This is a genomic window from Chlamydiifrater phoenicopteri (assembly GCF_902807005.1).
In the GTDB taxonomy this organism is placed as follows: domain Bacteria; phylum Chlamydiota; class Chlamydiia; order Chlamydiales; family Chlamydiaceae; genus Chlamydiifrater; species Chlamydiifrater phoenicopteri.
This window is the reverse complement of the sequence record NZ_LR777658.1, coordinates 36,679-53,018: the sequence shown is the minus strand read 5'-3', so window position 1 is coordinate 53,018 and position 16,340 is coordinate 36,679. Positions and strand designations below refer to the sequence as shown.

9 protein-coding genes are annotated in these 16,340 nt (G+C 40.5%); 5 read left to right on the top strand and 4 right to left on the bottom strand.

Going from position 1 to position 16,340, the window contains the following annotated elements; genetic code table 11:
• Nucleotides 1-4 precede the first annotated feature (4 nt).
• On the top strand, nucleotides 5-1,252 hold the full coding sequence (gene pcnB, locus KJA58_RS00230; protein ID WP_343215987.1) for a polynucleotide adenylyltransferase PcnB: 1,248 nt from the start codon (nucleotides 5-7) through the stop codon (nucleotides 1,250-1,252).
• 61 nt (nucleotides 1,253-1,313) lie between these two features.
• Nucleotides 1,314-3,137 (top strand): lipid-A-disaccharide synthase, encoded by a 1,824-nt coding sequence (gene lpxB / locus KJA58_RS00225; protein WP_213357480.1) that lies wholly within the window; start codon nucleotides 1,314-1,316, stop codon nucleotides 3,135-3,137.
• An 87-nt stretch (nucleotides 3,138-3,224) separates the two neighbouring features.
• Here lpxB and KJA58_RS00220 read toward each other — a convergent pair whose 3' ends face one another.
• From KJA58_RS00220 to KJA58_RS00205, 4 genes are all read right to left on the bottom strand, one after another.
• Nucleotides 3,225-8,825 carry an autotransporter domain-containing protein gene (locus KJA58_RS00220; RefSeq protein WP_213357479.1) on the bottom strand — a complete coding sequence of 1,867 codons (5,601 nt, stop codon included), beginning with the start codon at nucleotides 8,823-8,825 and terminating at the stop codon, nucleotides 3,225-3,227.
• 139 nt (nucleotides 8,826-8,964) lie between these two features.
• The gene (locus KJA58_RS00215; RefSeq protein ID WP_246485700.1) at nucleotides 8,965-9,939 is read right to left on the bottom strand and encodes a phosphate acetyl/acyltransferase; all 975 of its coding nucleotides are present in this window, start codon (nucleotides 9,937-9,939) and stop codon (nucleotides 8,965-8,967) included.
• An 18-nt stretch (nucleotides 9,940-9,957) separates the two neighbouring features.
• On the bottom strand, nucleotides 9,958-10,143 hold the full coding sequence (gene rpmF / locus KJA58_RS00210) for a 50S ribosomal protein L32 (RefSeq protein WP_213357478.1): 186 nt from the start codon (nucleotides 10,141-10,143) through the stop codon (nucleotides 9,958-9,960).
• Between the two features lie 16 nt (nucleotides 10,144-10,159).
• Nucleotides 10,160-10,624 (bottom strand): DUF177 domain-containing protein, encoded by a 465-nt coding sequence (locus tag KJA58_RS00205; protein ID WP_213357477.1) that lies wholly within the window; start codon nucleotides 10,622-10,624, stop codon nucleotides 10,160-10,162.
• Nucleotides 10,625-10,871: 247 nt separating this feature from the next.
• Between KJA58_RS00205 and KJA58_RS00200 the strand changes: the two genes are divergently transcribed.
• From KJA58_RS00200 to KJA58_RS00190, 3 genes are read left to right on the top strand one after another with little or no spacing between them, the layout of a single operon-like run.
• Nucleotides 10,872-12,410 carry an Rne/Rng family ribonuclease gene (locus tag KJA58_RS00200; RefSeq protein ID WP_213357476.1) on the top strand — a complete coding sequence of 513 codons (1,539 nt, stop codon included), beginning with the start codon at nucleotides 10,872-10,874 and terminating at the stop codon, nucleotides 12,408-12,410.
• A gap of 13 nt (nucleotides 12,411-12,423) precedes the next feature.
• Nucleotides 12,424-13,425: a 1-acyl-sn-glycerol-3-phosphate acyltransferase gene (locus KJA58_RS00195; RefSeq protein WP_213357475.1), complete on the top strand. Its 1,002-nt coding sequence runs from the start codon at nucleotides 12,424-12,426 to the stop codon at nucleotides 13,423-13,425.
• Nucleotides 13,422-16,337: an insulinase family protein gene (locus KJA58_RS00190; RefSeq protein ID WP_213357474.1), complete on the top strand. Its 2,916-nt coding sequence runs from the start codon at nucleotides 13,422-13,424 to the stop codon at nucleotides 16,335-16,337. Before KJA58_RS00195 ends, KJA58_RS00190 begins: the two co-directional genes overlap by 4 nt.
• Nucleotides 16,338-16,340: the final 3 nt, after the last annotated feature.

Here is a 16,340-nt window from a genome sequence, read left to right as displayed (position 1 = left end):
CTATATTAGCAGGGGTTTAGAATTGTCAAAGCAACATACTGGGTTTCCCTTGATTCCCGTGATATACTCCCAAGAAGTGCACGGCATACAACTAGAAGACCTCTCTGCTCATGCCCTCTCAGTGGTAAAAACTCTCCGTAAGGCAGGGTACACAGCCTACCTTGTGGGAGGCTGTATCCGAGATCTTCTCTTAAAAGAAACACCAAAAGACTTTGATGTCTCCACCTCCGCAAAACCAGAAGAAGTTAAGGTAATTTTTAAAAACTGTATCCTCGTGGGCAAACGCTTCAGATTGGCTCATATTCGATTCTCCAACCAAATCATAGAAGTCTCCACATTTAGAGCTGGAAACCCTGACGAAGACTCCTTAATTACCAAAGATAATCTTTGGGGCACCCCTGAAGAAGATGTTCTACGTAGAGACTTCACTATTAACGGCTTGTTCTTCGATCCTTTTGAAAAAGTGATTATTGATTACACAGGCGGATTCGAAGACATTAAAAACAAGTTCTTACAAACAATAGGCGATCCTGCTGTGCGGTTTAAGCAGGATCCTGTAAGGATGTTGCGTTTACTCAAAATCCTTGCTCGACACCCGTTTTCTGTAGATAAAGAAACTTCCTCAGCTCTCACAACCCATCGCTACGAATTGATGAAAAGCTCTCAAACGAGAGTTTTTGAAGAACTTCTCAAAATGCTTGGCTCAGGATACGCAGAATCTTTTTTCAGACTACTCAAAGAATGGGGTATGCTAGCAGTGTTATTCCCCTACATAGACAAAGCCTTCAATCTAAGCTCCATTATCCAAGAACAAACATTTTCTTTGCTACGGACCGTGGACCACTTAGTAAAAAACGAAAATATTCAATTCGAAAGGCATCTCTTGTTAGCAGCCTTCCTCTTTCCTCTAGTTAATTTTAATGTTCATTACGTTTACCAAAAACATAACGGCATTAATCTAAATGAGACTTTTGAGTTTATTAGGAAATTTTTAGAAAAACTTTTTGCTAACTCTTTCACTAGTTGCTCTAAAAAGAATTTTATCCTCACAACCCTGTTGATACAACTGCAGTATCGGTTGACTCCTCTCAAAATTTCTAAGAAAAGAAACTTTTTTAACAAAAAATTACTGCAGCATTCCCGGTTCCCTGAAGCTTTACTATTACTCAAATTGAGAAGCTCTACAGACCCAAAGTGGATGTCAGCTTACCAGGCATGGTTCTCTCACTGGAATCCAGAAAAAACTGAATAAGAAAAAACTATGCTTCCAGTATCCTTACCCCAAACAATTTAGTTATAACAGCGCTGACGTTATGTTCTCTGATGATGTTGTCCGTTTCTTATATCCAGTAGGGTTAGTAGCCAACTTGTTCTTCGGTAGCGCGTTTATTCTTCAATGGGTTCTAAGCACAAAGTTCAAACAATCTTTCGTTCCTAAAACATTTTGGTACCTATCATCGATAGGATCCTTCATGATGATCTTTCATGGCGTGATTCAAAGCCAGTACCCCGTGACATTACTTCATTCAGTAAACTTTGTTATCTCCCTACGCAATATCAATCTTTATAACAAACGCCCAGCACCATTTTTAAACGTCGTCTTGCTGATGTCTTTTACAATCGTCCTGACATCTATTCCTTTTATCCTACAGTCCTTTATTTGTGAAAATAGCTGCTGGATGGCTACACCCAATATTTTTAACTTACCTATAAATCCCCCCAATCTCACATGGCGCATCGTAGGCTGTTTCGGACTTTTTATTTTTTCCAGCCGCTTTCTTGTGCAATGGCTTTATGCTGAGCGCTTTAAAACCAGCAATTTCCCTGAAGTTTTTTGGAAAATAGGATTCTTAGGCTGTCTATTGTCTCTCCTATACTTTATCAGAGTCGCCGATCCTATCAACATCCTTAGCTACGGGTGCGGCATCTTCCCTCCAATAGCTAATTTGTTCTTGATATACAAAAATCGAAAACGACTTATTTCTCAATCTGCTCAAAATCATACCTACTTCATTTCTGCAGGAGAAGCCAGCGGAGACCGTCTAGGGGCTGATTTAATAACTAAAATAAAAGCTAAACATCCGGAAATTCATTTTGTTGGAATTGGCGGTCCTTTAATGCGAGCTGCGGGAATGGAAGAAGTTCTGCCCATGGAGTCCTTCTGTATTTCCGGATTCAAAGAAGTCTTTTTAGCTATTCCAAAAATATTCCTCTTCTATAGGAAAATAGTTAGTTTCGTACTCCAAAAAAATCCAGAAAAGCTCATTTTCATCGACTTTCCTGATTTTCATTTCTTGATCATACGCAAGTTAAGAAAAAAGAAATTTACTAACAAAATAATCTTCTATGTCTGCCCAAGCATATGGGCCTGGAGAAAAAAAAGAAAAGTCTTCTTAGAAAAAAATGTCAACCTCCTGCTATCCCTACTACCTTTTGAAAAACAGCTTTTCAATGATTCCTCTCTTCGGGTGCTCTACGTAGGACATCCTCTCGTTAAAGAAATTGAACAGCATCAGCCAGAGCCCTGCTGGAAAGATAAATGTAACGTTTCTGAGGGAGATTTTGTCGCCTTTTTCCCAGGAAGTAGACATGGAGATATTCTCAAAAATCTTCCTGTGCAATTACAAGCATTCAAAGCCTCCTCGCTACAAAGCTCTCATCAGGCATTAATATCTTGTAGCTCCCCAGCATTCGCTAAAAGCATCTCGGAAATAGCAAGAAAAGAACAAATAGAGCGATTCTCTATCATTCCAAGTGAATACAGGTATGAACTAGCAAAATCATGTCAATGCGCCATAGCCAAATGCGGAACGATTGTTTTTGAAACAGCTCTAATGCAGACTCCGACAATTGTAACTTGTAGACTAGGATCTATAGATGCGTTCCTGATCAAGTACCTATTTAGAATATTTTTGTCTTCTTACTGTTTGCCTAATATCATCTTGGGCAAAATAGTTTTCCCAGAATTTCTTGGAAGCAAAGAAGACACTTCTCCAAAAGAAATCGCAACCGCAATTGAACGCACACTATCTTTGGAAGAAAAGCATCTACAACAACTTTGTTGCCGAGAGTTAAAAGAAGTCATGGAGTCAAATATTTCTTCTGAAGAAGATATCATTTCAGCGATTGTTAACTAACACTCTGAAAGAAACTAATGTACCAAAAAAAAAGATCGATGAAAAAATCATCGATCTTTTTCTTCTCCAACAAAAGCTACGCATCCATTAGAAAATCAATCGAGCTCCCCCACTGAAGTTATAAGAAGCTACATGCTTCCTTCCTTCATACTCAAAGCTCATGTATGTTCCCAAAGACTCATTCCATTCCGTATTGTTGTCCAATCGGCAACGGACGGCATGCCGAGGCCATTTACATCCTCTAGTGATCCAGGAATGTTTTGCATTAACTATTGTTGCTGATCCCTTTGGGTTCTTCCTGTATGCATCAGGACTGTAAGCTATAGCAAAACTCAAAGACTCAGACCTTGCTCCTTTTGAATAAAAATTCTCAAAAGTTATCCCTACAGGAACAGCTAAATTCTGTAGCTTACCTTTTTCAAAATCTCTAACTTGTGATCCTCCTACTTCTAAGAATGGCATTTGATCAATAAATGCATACTCTACTTCAACAAAGGGTGCCCATGCACTAATCATAGCTGAAGAGAACGATCTTGAATTCGAAAACTTCTTACGATCTACTCTAACAGAAGCCAATAAGGAATGGTCCGCCCAAGCCCCCTTAGAAACACCCAATTCGCCTGTGTATCTAGAAGTCATATCATTATTGATGTTTCCATAAAGAACAGCCCCTTTAAACATCCATGTACCAGAACCTTTCCCATAATGAGAAATGCCAGCATACACGGAGCCAATATAACCTCTTTCTGAACAACGGATGTTATGGCGGCGGCTATCCGTGTATCCGAAAGTTTGAGCAAAACTACCACCGATTAAGAAGTCTTGGATAATTTCTGTGTCCATTCCCAAGACATATCCGCCAGTTCTATGAACAAAGCCATCTATATCACCAACAGCGACACTGTTAACAAATTGCCCAAGTCCAGAACCCCAAACGTTCGTGAAGAAATCCATCTCCATTCTTTGATCTGTCACGTGGTTATGGAAAATTTGTCCCTTAATTCCACGAACATCCGTGTACTGACTCCATAATCCGTTAACAACTACAGCTCCGTCTGTTTTAGGATCCAAAGAATAGCCAGTCTTAGTCCAATTAGCTGTTACAGCTCCATTAGCTAAAGAAGCACTCCAGCTTCCTTGGTGTCCATAAAAATTCCCATCAAGACCTTCTCCTAAAGAGAATGCTACTTTAGAAAAACCTAAAGCACCATTTTCCCCATTAGTAGAAGATACTGGCTCCAACTTTCCATTCTTTTCTTCCATGAAATCTATGAATGATATTTGGGAATCTGAAGCAAATAAATCATGTTTTTCCATAGCAGTACCAGAAGAGTCAACCAGAACAACTTTAAGCTCCGAATTAGAACCATCTGCATTCAAAGCAGCAGAACCTCCTCCATTTCCACTAGGAACAATAACAAACTTTGGAGCCTTGGAGTTCTTATTGAAAGAGGATAAATCTACTCTAATTTCCGTAATCTTAAAACCCGAACCTAGAGAAACCTCTCCAGAACTACCATCTGAAAAAGTTGAACTATTTTTTGGATCAATCGACATATTTTTATTTAAACGAGGTTTTCCATGTCCAGCATAAGTGGCACCCAGAGATTGCAAAGAAGACGGACTACCGCTACTTGATCCGCTGCTTGTAGTAGAGCCGGTCTCTGTAGATTGTTTCAACTGTCCAAAAACAGTATCAGCGGATAGCTGGATGTAGGATCCTTGAGTTTGCTCTAGTCCTTCTAACCATAACTCTCCACCACTAACAATCAATCCCCCGGCTTCTAGTTTTGCTTTTTGAGGGATTTTGGAAATCCCCCCTCCAAATTGCACAACTCCTATATATGGATTCTCTGAATTCTGACGAACCATACCATTATCCGCACCATTAATACTCAAGGAAGGAGTCTGAGTTGAAGCAACAGTACTGTTAACTACTTGAGTAGAGACCGTATCTCTGCTTGTTTCGTTATCGAAAATTATGGAATCAAAAAATTGAACTGCATGTCCCTCCCTAGCGCGCAACTTGGTTATCTTACTAGTACTTCCAGCCAAGAAAATACAGTCAGAAGTCCCATCTAGTTCCTTATTACCTTGAAAGACAATATTGCCATAGTCTGCTGACAAAGAAACGCTACCCCCGTCCTTAATATGTATAGCCCCTCCTTTATCAGCCTTATTAAAAAGAAATAGAACGTCTCTATTTCCAGAAACCTCTATATCTTTGACGTAGGCTGCACCGCCACCGTATTTTTCTGAAGAAGCTCCAGAAAGAGCTTCTCCGTCATTTTCTGAAGCTGGAAATGCTGTTGTGGTGTAATTATTGGAAAAAAGAACCTGTCCGTAGTTTCCTATTATTGAAAACTTATCCGAAGCATCTGAATTTAAAGCCCCAAGTTGCCCTTGGTCGCTATCTTCCTCCTCCGCGCCAGGTCCTTCTGTGCTAGACGTCACACTTTCTATAAAAATAGCTCCTCCTGATTCTTGAGCATGGTTATTAGTGAAAACAACACTAGAGTTATTTGTAATAGACACGCATCCGTTCTTTGAATAGATTCCACCACCCTTACTTTCGGAAGAGTTTCCATCAAAAATTATATTTTGGTTCCCTGTAAGAGTAACGTCCTTGGAAAAGACAGCTCCTCCCGATGAGTTTTTTCCCAAGGCAACATTATAAACAAAAGCTATTCTCTCGTTTCCCGTTAGAGACACTTTCTCTTTTGCTAAAATGGCCCCTCCTCCATAACATACTTGGCTCGAGACAGAGTTTCCACCTTCCGTCTCTTCTACAGAAACTTGGTTATTAGAAAAGCTAGAATCTCCTTTATTCCCTGAAAAAGTAAGAGAGCCTGTGAAAATAGCCCCTCCTCCAAAAGCACTTTGAATAGCAGCCAATGTAGGAGAAGAAGGTTCTATTTCTTTAGGATTCGTCATTATTTGAAGCTCTTCAGGGGAAGAGGGCGTGGTTGAAATTTTCCCAGAAACACTGTTATTTGAAAAAGCCACCCCTCCCAAGTTTTTTGAAACTGTAACAGTATCTCCAAAAATTCCACCACCACCGAATACTTTATCTAAACCGGAACGCTCGCTAGAAAATGAATTTCTTTCAAATAAACATGTTCCTATATTGCTATCTATACTGATGCTTTTTCCAAAAATAGCTCCTCCACCAAAAACATCGCCTGATGCTTTGTTCATAACTTGTTCAGGCAAAGAAACCGAGTTGCCTTCAAAAACGGTTGACCCAGAGTTTCTTGAGATATTGATCTCACATTTTTGGGGACCTTCTTCTGAAACACTTAACTCAGATCCAGGTTCTGATAAAGAATACTTACAGCAAATAGCCCCTCCGGAGGATGCTGAAGTATTTTTCAAGAAAGCTATGCCTGAATTTCCAGAGAAAGAAACTCCTTGAGCATAGATAGCTCCTCCATCTTTTTTTGAAGAGTTCCCAGAAAACAGAACCCCCTCAGCATTTGATGAGAAAGTCACTTGGCCACTTATCGTTTCCGTTTCTTCTGTAGACAACTCTAAATTTGTCTCGTTAGCCAATGAGGAATCTTTATAACAATACAAAGCCCCGCCAGAACCATCGGCTTTATTATCAATAAACTCTATTCGGCCTAAGTTATTCTTTCCTTCTATATTTTCGCTAACAAAGATCGCCCCGCCAGAATCAGAAGTCGAGTTGCTTGAGAAAGATATCTTGCCTAAATTGGACTCAAAAGAACACTTCTTGGATGAAATAGCCCCCCCTTTTCCTAAAAGTTGAACGCTAGAATCTCCCGAGGTTCTTTCAGCATCTGCATTACTCTCTCCAACTTTATTGCCTAAAAAAGAAATTTCTCCGCTATTTTTAGAAAAAGTAACGGTCCCATTCGATGCTATAGCTCCCCCCGAACCCTTGATAACCTCTGCACTATCTCCTGAGCTTACAGTCTTTGCCAAGCCCTCTACGAGTCCAGTAGATACCGCGCCTGGTTGCTTACAAGCTGAATTACCAGAAAACACTATCCCACTTTTATTGTTTAAAAAAGTTATAGAATCGGTTGAAGATAAGGCTCCCCCACTAAAACTCGCAGCATTCGCAGAAAATTCTACACTACCAACATTACTATCAAACGTGATAGATTTGGCAGCCATAGCCCCACCATTAACGGTAGAGCTGTTTTGGGAAATTAGAATAACTCCCGTATTCCCAACAAACTGAATGGATCCACTTTTCGGTTGTGTAGTACTTCCGTCCCCCCCCTGAAAACCAACTGTTCCCGCATCCGATGAAGAAGTGGGTTCTCCAGCCCAAAAAGCTCCTCCACCCATGTTTAGGTTATCTTGGGTAGAACTCCCTCCTTCTGCAACACTCAACAAAACCGACTCCCCACCAGAATCTCCCGCACTAGAATCAACATCTGAAGGAACAGTCGTTTTGTTATTGGTTAAGGTCACCCCATTACAATTTTTAACCGTAATGTTATTAGCCGCAACAGCCCCTCCAGATTCCGAGCTTTCACAATCGGAAAAAGTTAACCCTCTTTGAAGATTTTCAAACACTACGTCAGATTCACTATAAATGGCTGCTCCACTCTTTTTCGTTTTAAGATTAGAGAATAAAAGACCGTCAGACTTACCTACGCCAGAAAAGGTTATTCCATTAACGGGGCAAGCAGACTGCTCTTGCCTTCCTTCTAAACCCTGCTGGCTTACTTTAGTATTACAAAAGGCTAAACCATGCTCTTTATTACATTTTTCGTTAACCGTTGACACTGACTCTAGACTGTAATCTCGCAACGCAACTGCACTCAAAGGATTGATTTCTGCGGCTTCCCGATTAGAATCTATTCCGGACTCTGCAACAGCTCCTTCAGTAACTACGTTAGAAGGTTCGTCGCCTTTATCGGATTGTCCACTACCTGAGTCATGATTCTCTCCTTCTCGCCTCAAAGATTCATCAGTTAAACTCTCGCCATTTTGATTTTCATCTCCTCCTTCCTGGGAGCCGCTTCCTATGCTACTCTCTTCTCCTATAGGAGAACCTGTATCACCCTGACCCTGCTCTCCGGATTGAGCCTCCTCTTGTTGAGCATTTGAAGAATCTAACTCATTCTCTGCCGCAACCTCTCCAACGGAACTCGCATCAACATTTTTCCAAGAAAGCCCTCCAAGCACCTCATAAAGAACATTTCCTTCAGAGCAATGCTGAAACCCAGTTAAATCATCAGCAGACGCTGGAGTTTTGCCACCAGAAGTCAATGTTTCTGTTTTAAAACAAGGCGATGCCGCCTCTGTAGCAGGGGTGGGCTCTGCTATGACAACTTTTTCCTCTTCCTTTACAGGGGCAGCAGGAGCTACGGGCGCTTCTTTCTCTGCGCCATTAGAAGGAGCTGCGGGCTCTGTGATTTCAGATTTAGGTTCCGACTCCGATTTTCCATCAAGAGAACTTTCCGTATTTTCTTGATCTGATGCATCCGATGAAGGAGTCTCCGAACTTTTATCTTCAGTCCCTTGAGCTCCTACTTGAGTAGAGAAATAACGATAATTTTCAAAACATTCCTGAGAAAAAGGATGTAAGAAGTGTGAAGCAACAAATTCTTTTTCTTCCAAATAACTTGCACTAGCCTGCAAGCTAGAGGAAGCAATTATTGCCAAAATAACAGATTGGGAAAAAGAAGAAATATAACGATTTTTCATGAACAGCCCGCTTTTCTCAAAAGTTTCATTGATCAAAAGAAAGACAAGAATAGTGTGTAAAACATTTTCTTGATCGAATTACTACTTATAGAAAAACGAAAGACTTGTCAACGAAACACAGTCACTTAATTAAATAAAATTAACCAAGCTCTCGTAAAATCTTGTCGCAAAGATTAGCTTGAGAAAGTTGCAGGAAACCGAAAATCCCCTGAACTAAAGATTCTTCATCGGCCTCGCCATGACATTTAACAACGAGCTTAGAAAGCCCGCACAAGACAGACCCTGGATAGATGGAGTAGTTCAGCTTACCTTTCAGATCCTCCTCTAAACGGGATCCTACAAGTTGCAAGAGAAAATCAAACACTCCCTCTGCGGTCTTCAAAAAAATGTTTCCCGTAAACCCATCGGTAACAACAACATCTGCCTTTCCGGAAAAAACATCCCCCCCCTCTATATTGCCCAAGAAGTCTTCTCGGTAAACCTCTTGAAGCCTTTTAAAAGCTACCCGATGACTTTCTGTACCCTTTCTTTCTTCTGAACCAATGTTAAGAAGCGCTACCTTTCCTTTTTTTTGGGGGTATAGACACTTTCTGTAAGCTTCCCCCATACGGGCAAAATTGACTAATTCTTCAGGTTTAACCGCAACATTAGCTCCCACATCTAACACTATGGCGCTTCCAGTTAAAGTTGGAATACGAACGGTGAGAGCTGGTCTTGAGATTGTTGGATGCAAAGAAACTTTTAACCTAGACAAGGTAATTAAAGCTCCTGTATTTCCTGTCGAGAACAGAGCCGAAACTTTTCCTGCGGACAACAAATCTAGCCCAACTGACATAGAGGAGTCCTTTTTTCTAGTGGCGGACAAGGGAGAGTCCTCCATAGAAACAAAGTCTTTTACGTACATTACACGCAAATTGACATTTGCTAAAACCGAAACTTTTTCTCTTTCTAACTCTATATCCCTTCGGAAGCCCTCCTGGGCAATGGCTAGAAAGGAGATCTCCTTAAAATCTCCCAAACGAATAGCTTCGAGGAGCGCTCGAAACACTAGGATGGGGGAATGATCTCCCCCCATCAAATCAACAGCCACGCAAGGGGTAAAAGTTGTGGTCATAGCACCATTACGTACTGACTAATCTTTTTCTGTCGCTTGCAGAACAGCTCTCCCGTTGTAGAAACCACAAGAAGAACAAACCGTGTGAGGAATGAAGGCGTTCTTGCAATTTTTACATACCGCGGTTTGGCGAGGTCCCTTTGCGTGGTGACTTCTTCTGATATTCTTTCTTGCATTACTCAAACGATTACGTGGTACTGCCATGGCTTAAAATCCTAGTCTATAAATTTTCAAAGGGATTATTTCCCCCAAACTTTTCTTCTTTTCTTTGCAAATAACTTTCCACTCCAGCCTTACTGGGGCACCCTTCTGGCTCACACTCGTATAGGCCTTCAGACTCTAGCAAAATTTCTTGCCTGATTAAATCAGAGCAATCGAAAACCCCGTCCCGCAGCTGTTCTCTTTCTATCAGATGGCAAATACTTTCTATGGCGACAGGGCGCAAAAAGGCTTTATCACAGAAAGGGCAGGACACTCCCACCTCTGTCTGCAGGGAAAGGGATAGGATTAATTGTTCGTCATCGACTCTTTCAACATGCCCTGAAACCTGCACTGGACAAGAGAACACCTGCTCCAAGCCCTTTTCAGCAAAAGTTTCTGGAGCAACCGTGTACTGCAAGGTTTCCCTGTCCCCGATATTTTTCAGTCTATAAACATAAATTTTTAGATCGTCGACGAAACTCAAGGTTCCCTCTGCAGGACATTAAACAATTTTGGCACCCATACTACCAAAACAAGGATTTATGGAAAACCTCGACTTATTTCTAATTATAATTAGTGGAACAACTAATTCTATTAACAGTCTCAAAAATAATTTACGTAAAGCATTTCTGTAGAATTTTTTATCTGTTTACCCTATGATTCCCTCCTTCGGAGCGCGTGTTTTTACTCTAAAAAACCGCCCAAAAGATTTAGCATTCCAAGGAACACGCATGGAAAACGATGTTTTGTTGAATGTCGAGTCAAAAGAGATCCGTTACGCCCACCTGAAAAATGGTCTACTTTTTGACTTGATCATAGAGAGAAAAAAGATTCGCCAACTCAAAGGCAATATTTACAGAGGCAAAGTTACCAATATTTTGAGAAACATTCAATCGGCCTTCATTAACATTGACGAGCGAGAGAATGGGTTCATTCATATTTCCGACGTTCTAGAAAATTCTAAAAAGTTCGAACAGATGTTTGACACTGATTTGGATGAGGACGAAAACATCCCTCCCTCTCCAGGGCAAGCAGATTCTCCTATCGAAGATCTTTTAGAATTGGATAGTCCAGTCCTTGTTCAAGTTGTTAAGGAGCCCATAGGCACGAAAGGAGCAAGACTAACCTCAAACATCTCTATTCCAGGAAGGTACCTAGTCTTGCTCCCTAACTCTCCTCATCGCGGAGTGTCCAGAAAAATTGAGGACCCTCAGATCCGGGACCAACTCAAGAGACTCATCCGTTCTTTTGAAATGCCTCGTGACATGGGATTAATTTGCCGCACAGCGAGCATGACAGCTTCTACAGAAACATTGATTGCCGAAGCACATGAACTCCTCAAAACATGGAAAACCATCATAGAAAAGTTTCACGCAACAGAGGAACCCGCTCTTCTCTACGAAGAAACAGATCTAGTCAAAAAAGCTGTTGTTACGGGGATAGATAAAAATTTTAATCGTCTGTTGATCGACGATTATGCTACCTATCGAAAATGCCGTCACATAATGAAAAAATATTCTCCTGAAAGCTCAATGAAAATCGAGTATTACAGGGATTCTGTTCCTATGTTCGAAAGATTCAATGTAGAAAAGGAAATAGAGAAGGCCACCAAAAGAAAAATTTGGCTGACAAGTGGGGGCTATCTTTTCTTCGACAGAACGGAAGCCATGCACACAGTCGATGTCAACTCAGGCCGCAGCACGCAGTTGGAAGGAGGTGTAGAAGAAACTCTAGTACAGATCAATCTAGAGGCTGCAGAAGAAATTGCTAGACAATTACGACTACGCAACGTAGGGGGCCTTGTCATTATTGATTTTATCGACATGAAGTCGAGAAAAAATCAAAAACGAGTCTTAGAAAGATTAAAAGAGCATATGAAGGTGGACTCTGCTAGATGTACCATCTTAAGCATGAGCGAGTTTGGCTTGGTAGAAATGACCCGCCAGAGAAATAGAGAATCCCTGGTACAAACTCTATTTACTCCTTGCCCTTATTGTTGCGGCAACGCTCTGATCAAAACCAATGAAAGTATGGCGATTGAAATCGAGCGAGAATTGAAGAAAGTTATCAACTACCGAAACCACAAAAATCTTTGTCTCATCGTACACCCAGAACTAGCTTCTTACATGAAGTTAGAAGGCGATGATACAGCATTAATTCGCTTAGCTAAACAGATGAAAGCTAAACTCCAAATCAACACTTCCGACGAACTCCATCTCAATCACTATCAATTCTTTTCACTGATCACTGGAGAAAAGATAGATTTATAAGAGGGTAAGTCGGATGAGCTTTCTACAGTCCTTGGACCAGGCTTTAATCAACAAGGAGCTACCGGAAGACGTATACGAGAGAGCAAAAATGGTGTATCTCTCCTACGTTCGAGAAACCGAAGACATTCTTCACATCTCGGAAACGGAGGCTATGTTCTCAAAATTTCTTGAACTACTAAAAGCCGATCAGAAAGACCCGTTTCAATTTCCTTGTTTTCATAAACGAATCGTTTCTCCGATAAACTTAGAGTCTTTCGGACAACAATTCTTTCGCCCCTTAATAGATATTCCTCACTCCTGCCTTTTACATAGCGAGGTAGCTAGCAAAATCATCGAACAGTTGTCCTCTGGAGAGAATGTTATTTTGCTAGCTAATCACCAAGTGGAAGCGGACCCCCAAGTCATGCAAATTATGCTGAAAACACTGTTTCCAGAGAGATTCTTAAAAGAAATCATCTTTCTTGCCGGAGATCGAGTCACCTCTGATCCCATAGCTCGCCCCTTCAGTATGGGCTGCAATTTGTTATGCATTTACTCCAAGAGACACATTGACTCCCCTCCAGAGAGAAGAGAAGAAAAACTACGGCATAATCAAAAAAGCATGAAGGTTCTAAAAACCTTACTATCACAAGGCGGCAAGTTTATATATGTTGCACCTTCTGGAGGAAGAGATAGAAAAGATGCTTCAGGAAGACTAGCTCCCGCTCCTTTTCACCCGGACAGTATAGAGATGTTTCGCCTACTAGGAAAATCATGCGCTGTTCCGACACATTTCTATCCGATGGCCTTAAAAACCTTTGACATCCTCCCTCCCCCTCCGGTTATAGAACAAAATATCGGAGAACAACGAAGCACTAAACGCAGTCCAGTTCATTTTGCTTTCGGAGAAGAAGTAGATCTAAACTCCATTATTTCGACTCCTGAGGTTTCCGATAAAAGATTGCTGAGAGAATTACGAGCCAACGTTGTATTTGGCAAAGTTCAATCGTTGTATAAGGAGATAGCGGATTTATGAGAAAGACTTGCACTATTACTTTTCTAAGCTTCCTCTTAAATCTTTTCTCTCCCTATTGCCAAGCTTCTCCAGTAAAAGCCTCATTCAGACAACTAGAAAGTTTGGACTGTGAAGAACTTTATGATATTCGAATAGTTCCCGATCGGTGTTTTTTAAAAACGCTCACCCCAGCTTTTAAAGATCAGCAAGTCCTTAAGTTTATTTGTGCCAACGGATTGCCTGTTGTTGTTGTTTCTGACCCCTCGTTACCTACTTCCGGAGCATGCCTTGTAGTTGGCTCGGGAAGCTCAGAAGATCCTTTAGAATTCCCTGGGCTAGCCCACTTCACAGAGCACAGTATTTTTCTTGGAAATAGAAAGTATCCCCAACCGGAAGAGTTTTCATCTTTTCTAAGTAAAAATGGCGGTAAATACAACGCTTTCACATTCCCTCACAAAACTGTTTATCTCTTCTCCGTTAATAATTCTGCTTTCTTTGAAACTCTGGATCGATTTACTAGCATGTTTACGTATCCACTATTTGCACAAGAATACTTAGACAAAGAAAAAAACGCAGTGCAACAAGAGTTTGCAAGAAATACTTTGCTAGATGAAAGAAGAATACAGAGAATTTCAGAGATCATTGCTCCCCAGGATCATGTTTTCCACAGATTCCATTGCGGTAATCTAGAGACCCTTGCCCCCGTCAAAGAAAAAAATATACAGCGCTGGTATGCACAACATTACTCTCCGGAAAACATGCGTGCTCTGGTATACACGTCAGCTTCTATAGAAGATTCAATAAAAAGCGTTGCCAAAGCATTCTCTTGGATCCCTATTTCTAATCGATACAAGCCCAACAAAATAGACGACAAGCATTCCCTAACTTATCCCTTAACTATCTTTGTTACCAAAGCTATTCAATCCAAACGTTACTTAAACATTCACTGGCATTTCTCTGATAAAGATAACATCTCCCCTACCTGTGGAAACTTAATAGCTCGAATACTATCCAGCAAAGAAAAAGGAAGTCTCCAAGATACTTTGTTTAAAGAAGATCTCATCATTTCCACTCAAGCAAATTTCTTCAGATGTTCTGGGAAATCTGCCATCATGGACATTGATTTTCGTTTAACACAGAAGGGCGCGGAAAATTACGAAACCATTATCACAAGACTTTTCCAAACATTGAAGCTTCTTAAAGACAAAGGAATCCCTCCTCACTGCTTTAAAGAATCGGTTCGCATGAGAGAAATCAATTACTGCTTCCGTTCAAAGGAGCCTCTTTTTGACTTGCTTTGCATTGAATCTGAACGCCTTTTAAGAGAAGATGTCTCCACATACCCTCATCGCTCCATATCTCCCTTACCTTTCTCTAAAAACGAGGAAAAACATTGCTTAAGCAAATTATGTAATCCCTCCGCTGCTCGCTATATTCTTTCCACTCCAGATATTCTTTCCAATAAAGAAGCTTCTTCCGACCCTCTGTTATCTAAATCTATTTCCACTCAGCAGGACATCATTTTTCCAGAGCTAGTTATTTATGAAGTCCCTTTTACTGAAAGCTGTAAAAAATCTCTCAATAATCTGGAAATACACAATGAACTGAAATTGCCTAGTAAAAACTTATTCATTCCCGCTCACATAGAAAACTTTCCTCTAACAGAACCTATTTCTGAGGGATATCCCTTCTCTGTAACTCCAGAGCACACTTCGAGCAAAATGCAATCGTTCTATTGTCAGGATAACTATTACACCACGCCGAAAGCTGCTTGTTATTTAAGAATCAAAACTCCCCTATTAAAAGGAGATGACGCCAAACAATCCGTGCTCGCAAAGATCTATTGTTTAGCAGTCAAAAACGCTATCAGGCATGTCACTTACCAGGCTGAAGCAGCGGGAATAGAAAGCTCTATAGCGGCTTCAAGAACAGGCATTGATATAGAACTCTTTGGTTACACAGAAAACCTTCCTTTAGTTCTACAAAAGATCCTATTTTCCTTACGCAATGTAGAGGTTAATAAAAAGAAATTTCAATATTACCTCTCTACCATTTCTGATGAATCTGAAGCAGCGATAGCAGCATGTCCCATCCTTTCTGGAATAGACTATTTGTATTCGCAATCAGTAACTAATTTCTGTTCTAATCAAGAGAAATTAAAGGCTTGCCAAGAAGTTTCGTTTGAAGACTATAAGAATTTTCAACGTCGAGTTTACGATGATATTTTCTTGGAAAGCATGGTCTTTGGAAACCTTTCCATTGAAGAGCGCGCATATATTTCTTCGATCTTCGAACACTTCTCTGAAAAATCAAAAACCTTCTCCATCACGGACCAAGCTCTTCGTTTGAATAAAACAGGCATTCCTAGAGTTCTAGATTTCTCTTATCCTCTACCAGCCAACGCTATGCTTTTCGTATTGCAAAATCCTTACATAGAATCTTCCATAGACAATACTGTAGCAACAGAAATGCTGATACCATGGCTAAAGAATATCTACTTCAAAGAATTACGAACACAACAACAAACAGGCTATGTTGTTTCTGCTCTTTACAGAGAAATTAACACGGAGCCGTTGGTAATTTTCTTTATACAATCAGAAAATCACTCTCCTGATGATTTATTGGATCGAACAAAAATTTTTCTAAATCAAGTGACGGAGAATTTGGAAGAATATGGCTTAACTAGGGAAGGATTTCAAGCTATGCAGAAAGCTTACATTAAGAAATTCTCTTCGCCAGAAATTTCTTTCGACCAGATGAACTGTCACTTGTTCTCCAATTGCTTCGATAAAAGCATCCCCAACCCTAGATACTTAGAAGATAAAATAGATGCTGCAGAAAAACTAACTTACGAAGAATGCATAGAATATTGTAAGGACCTTCTGAGAAACAACAAAAATTCCGTATCTGTTCGTATTCTTGGAAGAGAGTAAAAA

What these genes read in the sequence shown, in the direction of transcription:
- lpxB (WP_213357480.1), top strand. Translation starts at nt 1,314, where the DNA reads ATGTTCTCTGATGATGTTGTCCGTTTCTTATATCCAGTAGGGTTAGTA.
- KJA58_RS00195 (WP_213357475.1), top strand. Translation starts at nt 12,424, where the DNA reads ATGAGCTTTCTACAGTCCTTGGACCAGGCTTTAATCAACAAGGAGCTA.
- KJA58_RS00190 (WP_213357474.1), top strand. Translation starts at nt 13,422, where the DNA reads ATGAGAAAGACTTGCACTATTACTTTTCTAAGCTTCCTCTTAAATCTT.
- KJA58_RS00200 (WP_213357476.1), top strand. Translation starts at nt 10,872, where the DNA reads ATGGAAAACGATGTTTTGTTGAATGTCGAGTCAAAAGAGATCCGTTAC.
- rpmF (WP_213357478.1), bottom strand. Translation starts at nt 10,143, where the DNA reads ATGGCAGTACCACGTAATCGTTTGAGTAATGCAAGAAAGAATATCAGA.
- KJA58_RS00220 (WP_213357479.1), bottom strand. Translation starts at nt 8,825, where the DNA reads ATGAAAAATCGTTATATTTCTTCTTTTTCCCAATCTGTTATTTTGGCA.
- KJA58_RS00215 (WP_246485700.1), bottom strand. Translation starts at nt 9,939, where the DNA reads ATGACCACAACTTTTACCCCTTGCGTGGCTGTTGATTTGATGGGGGGA.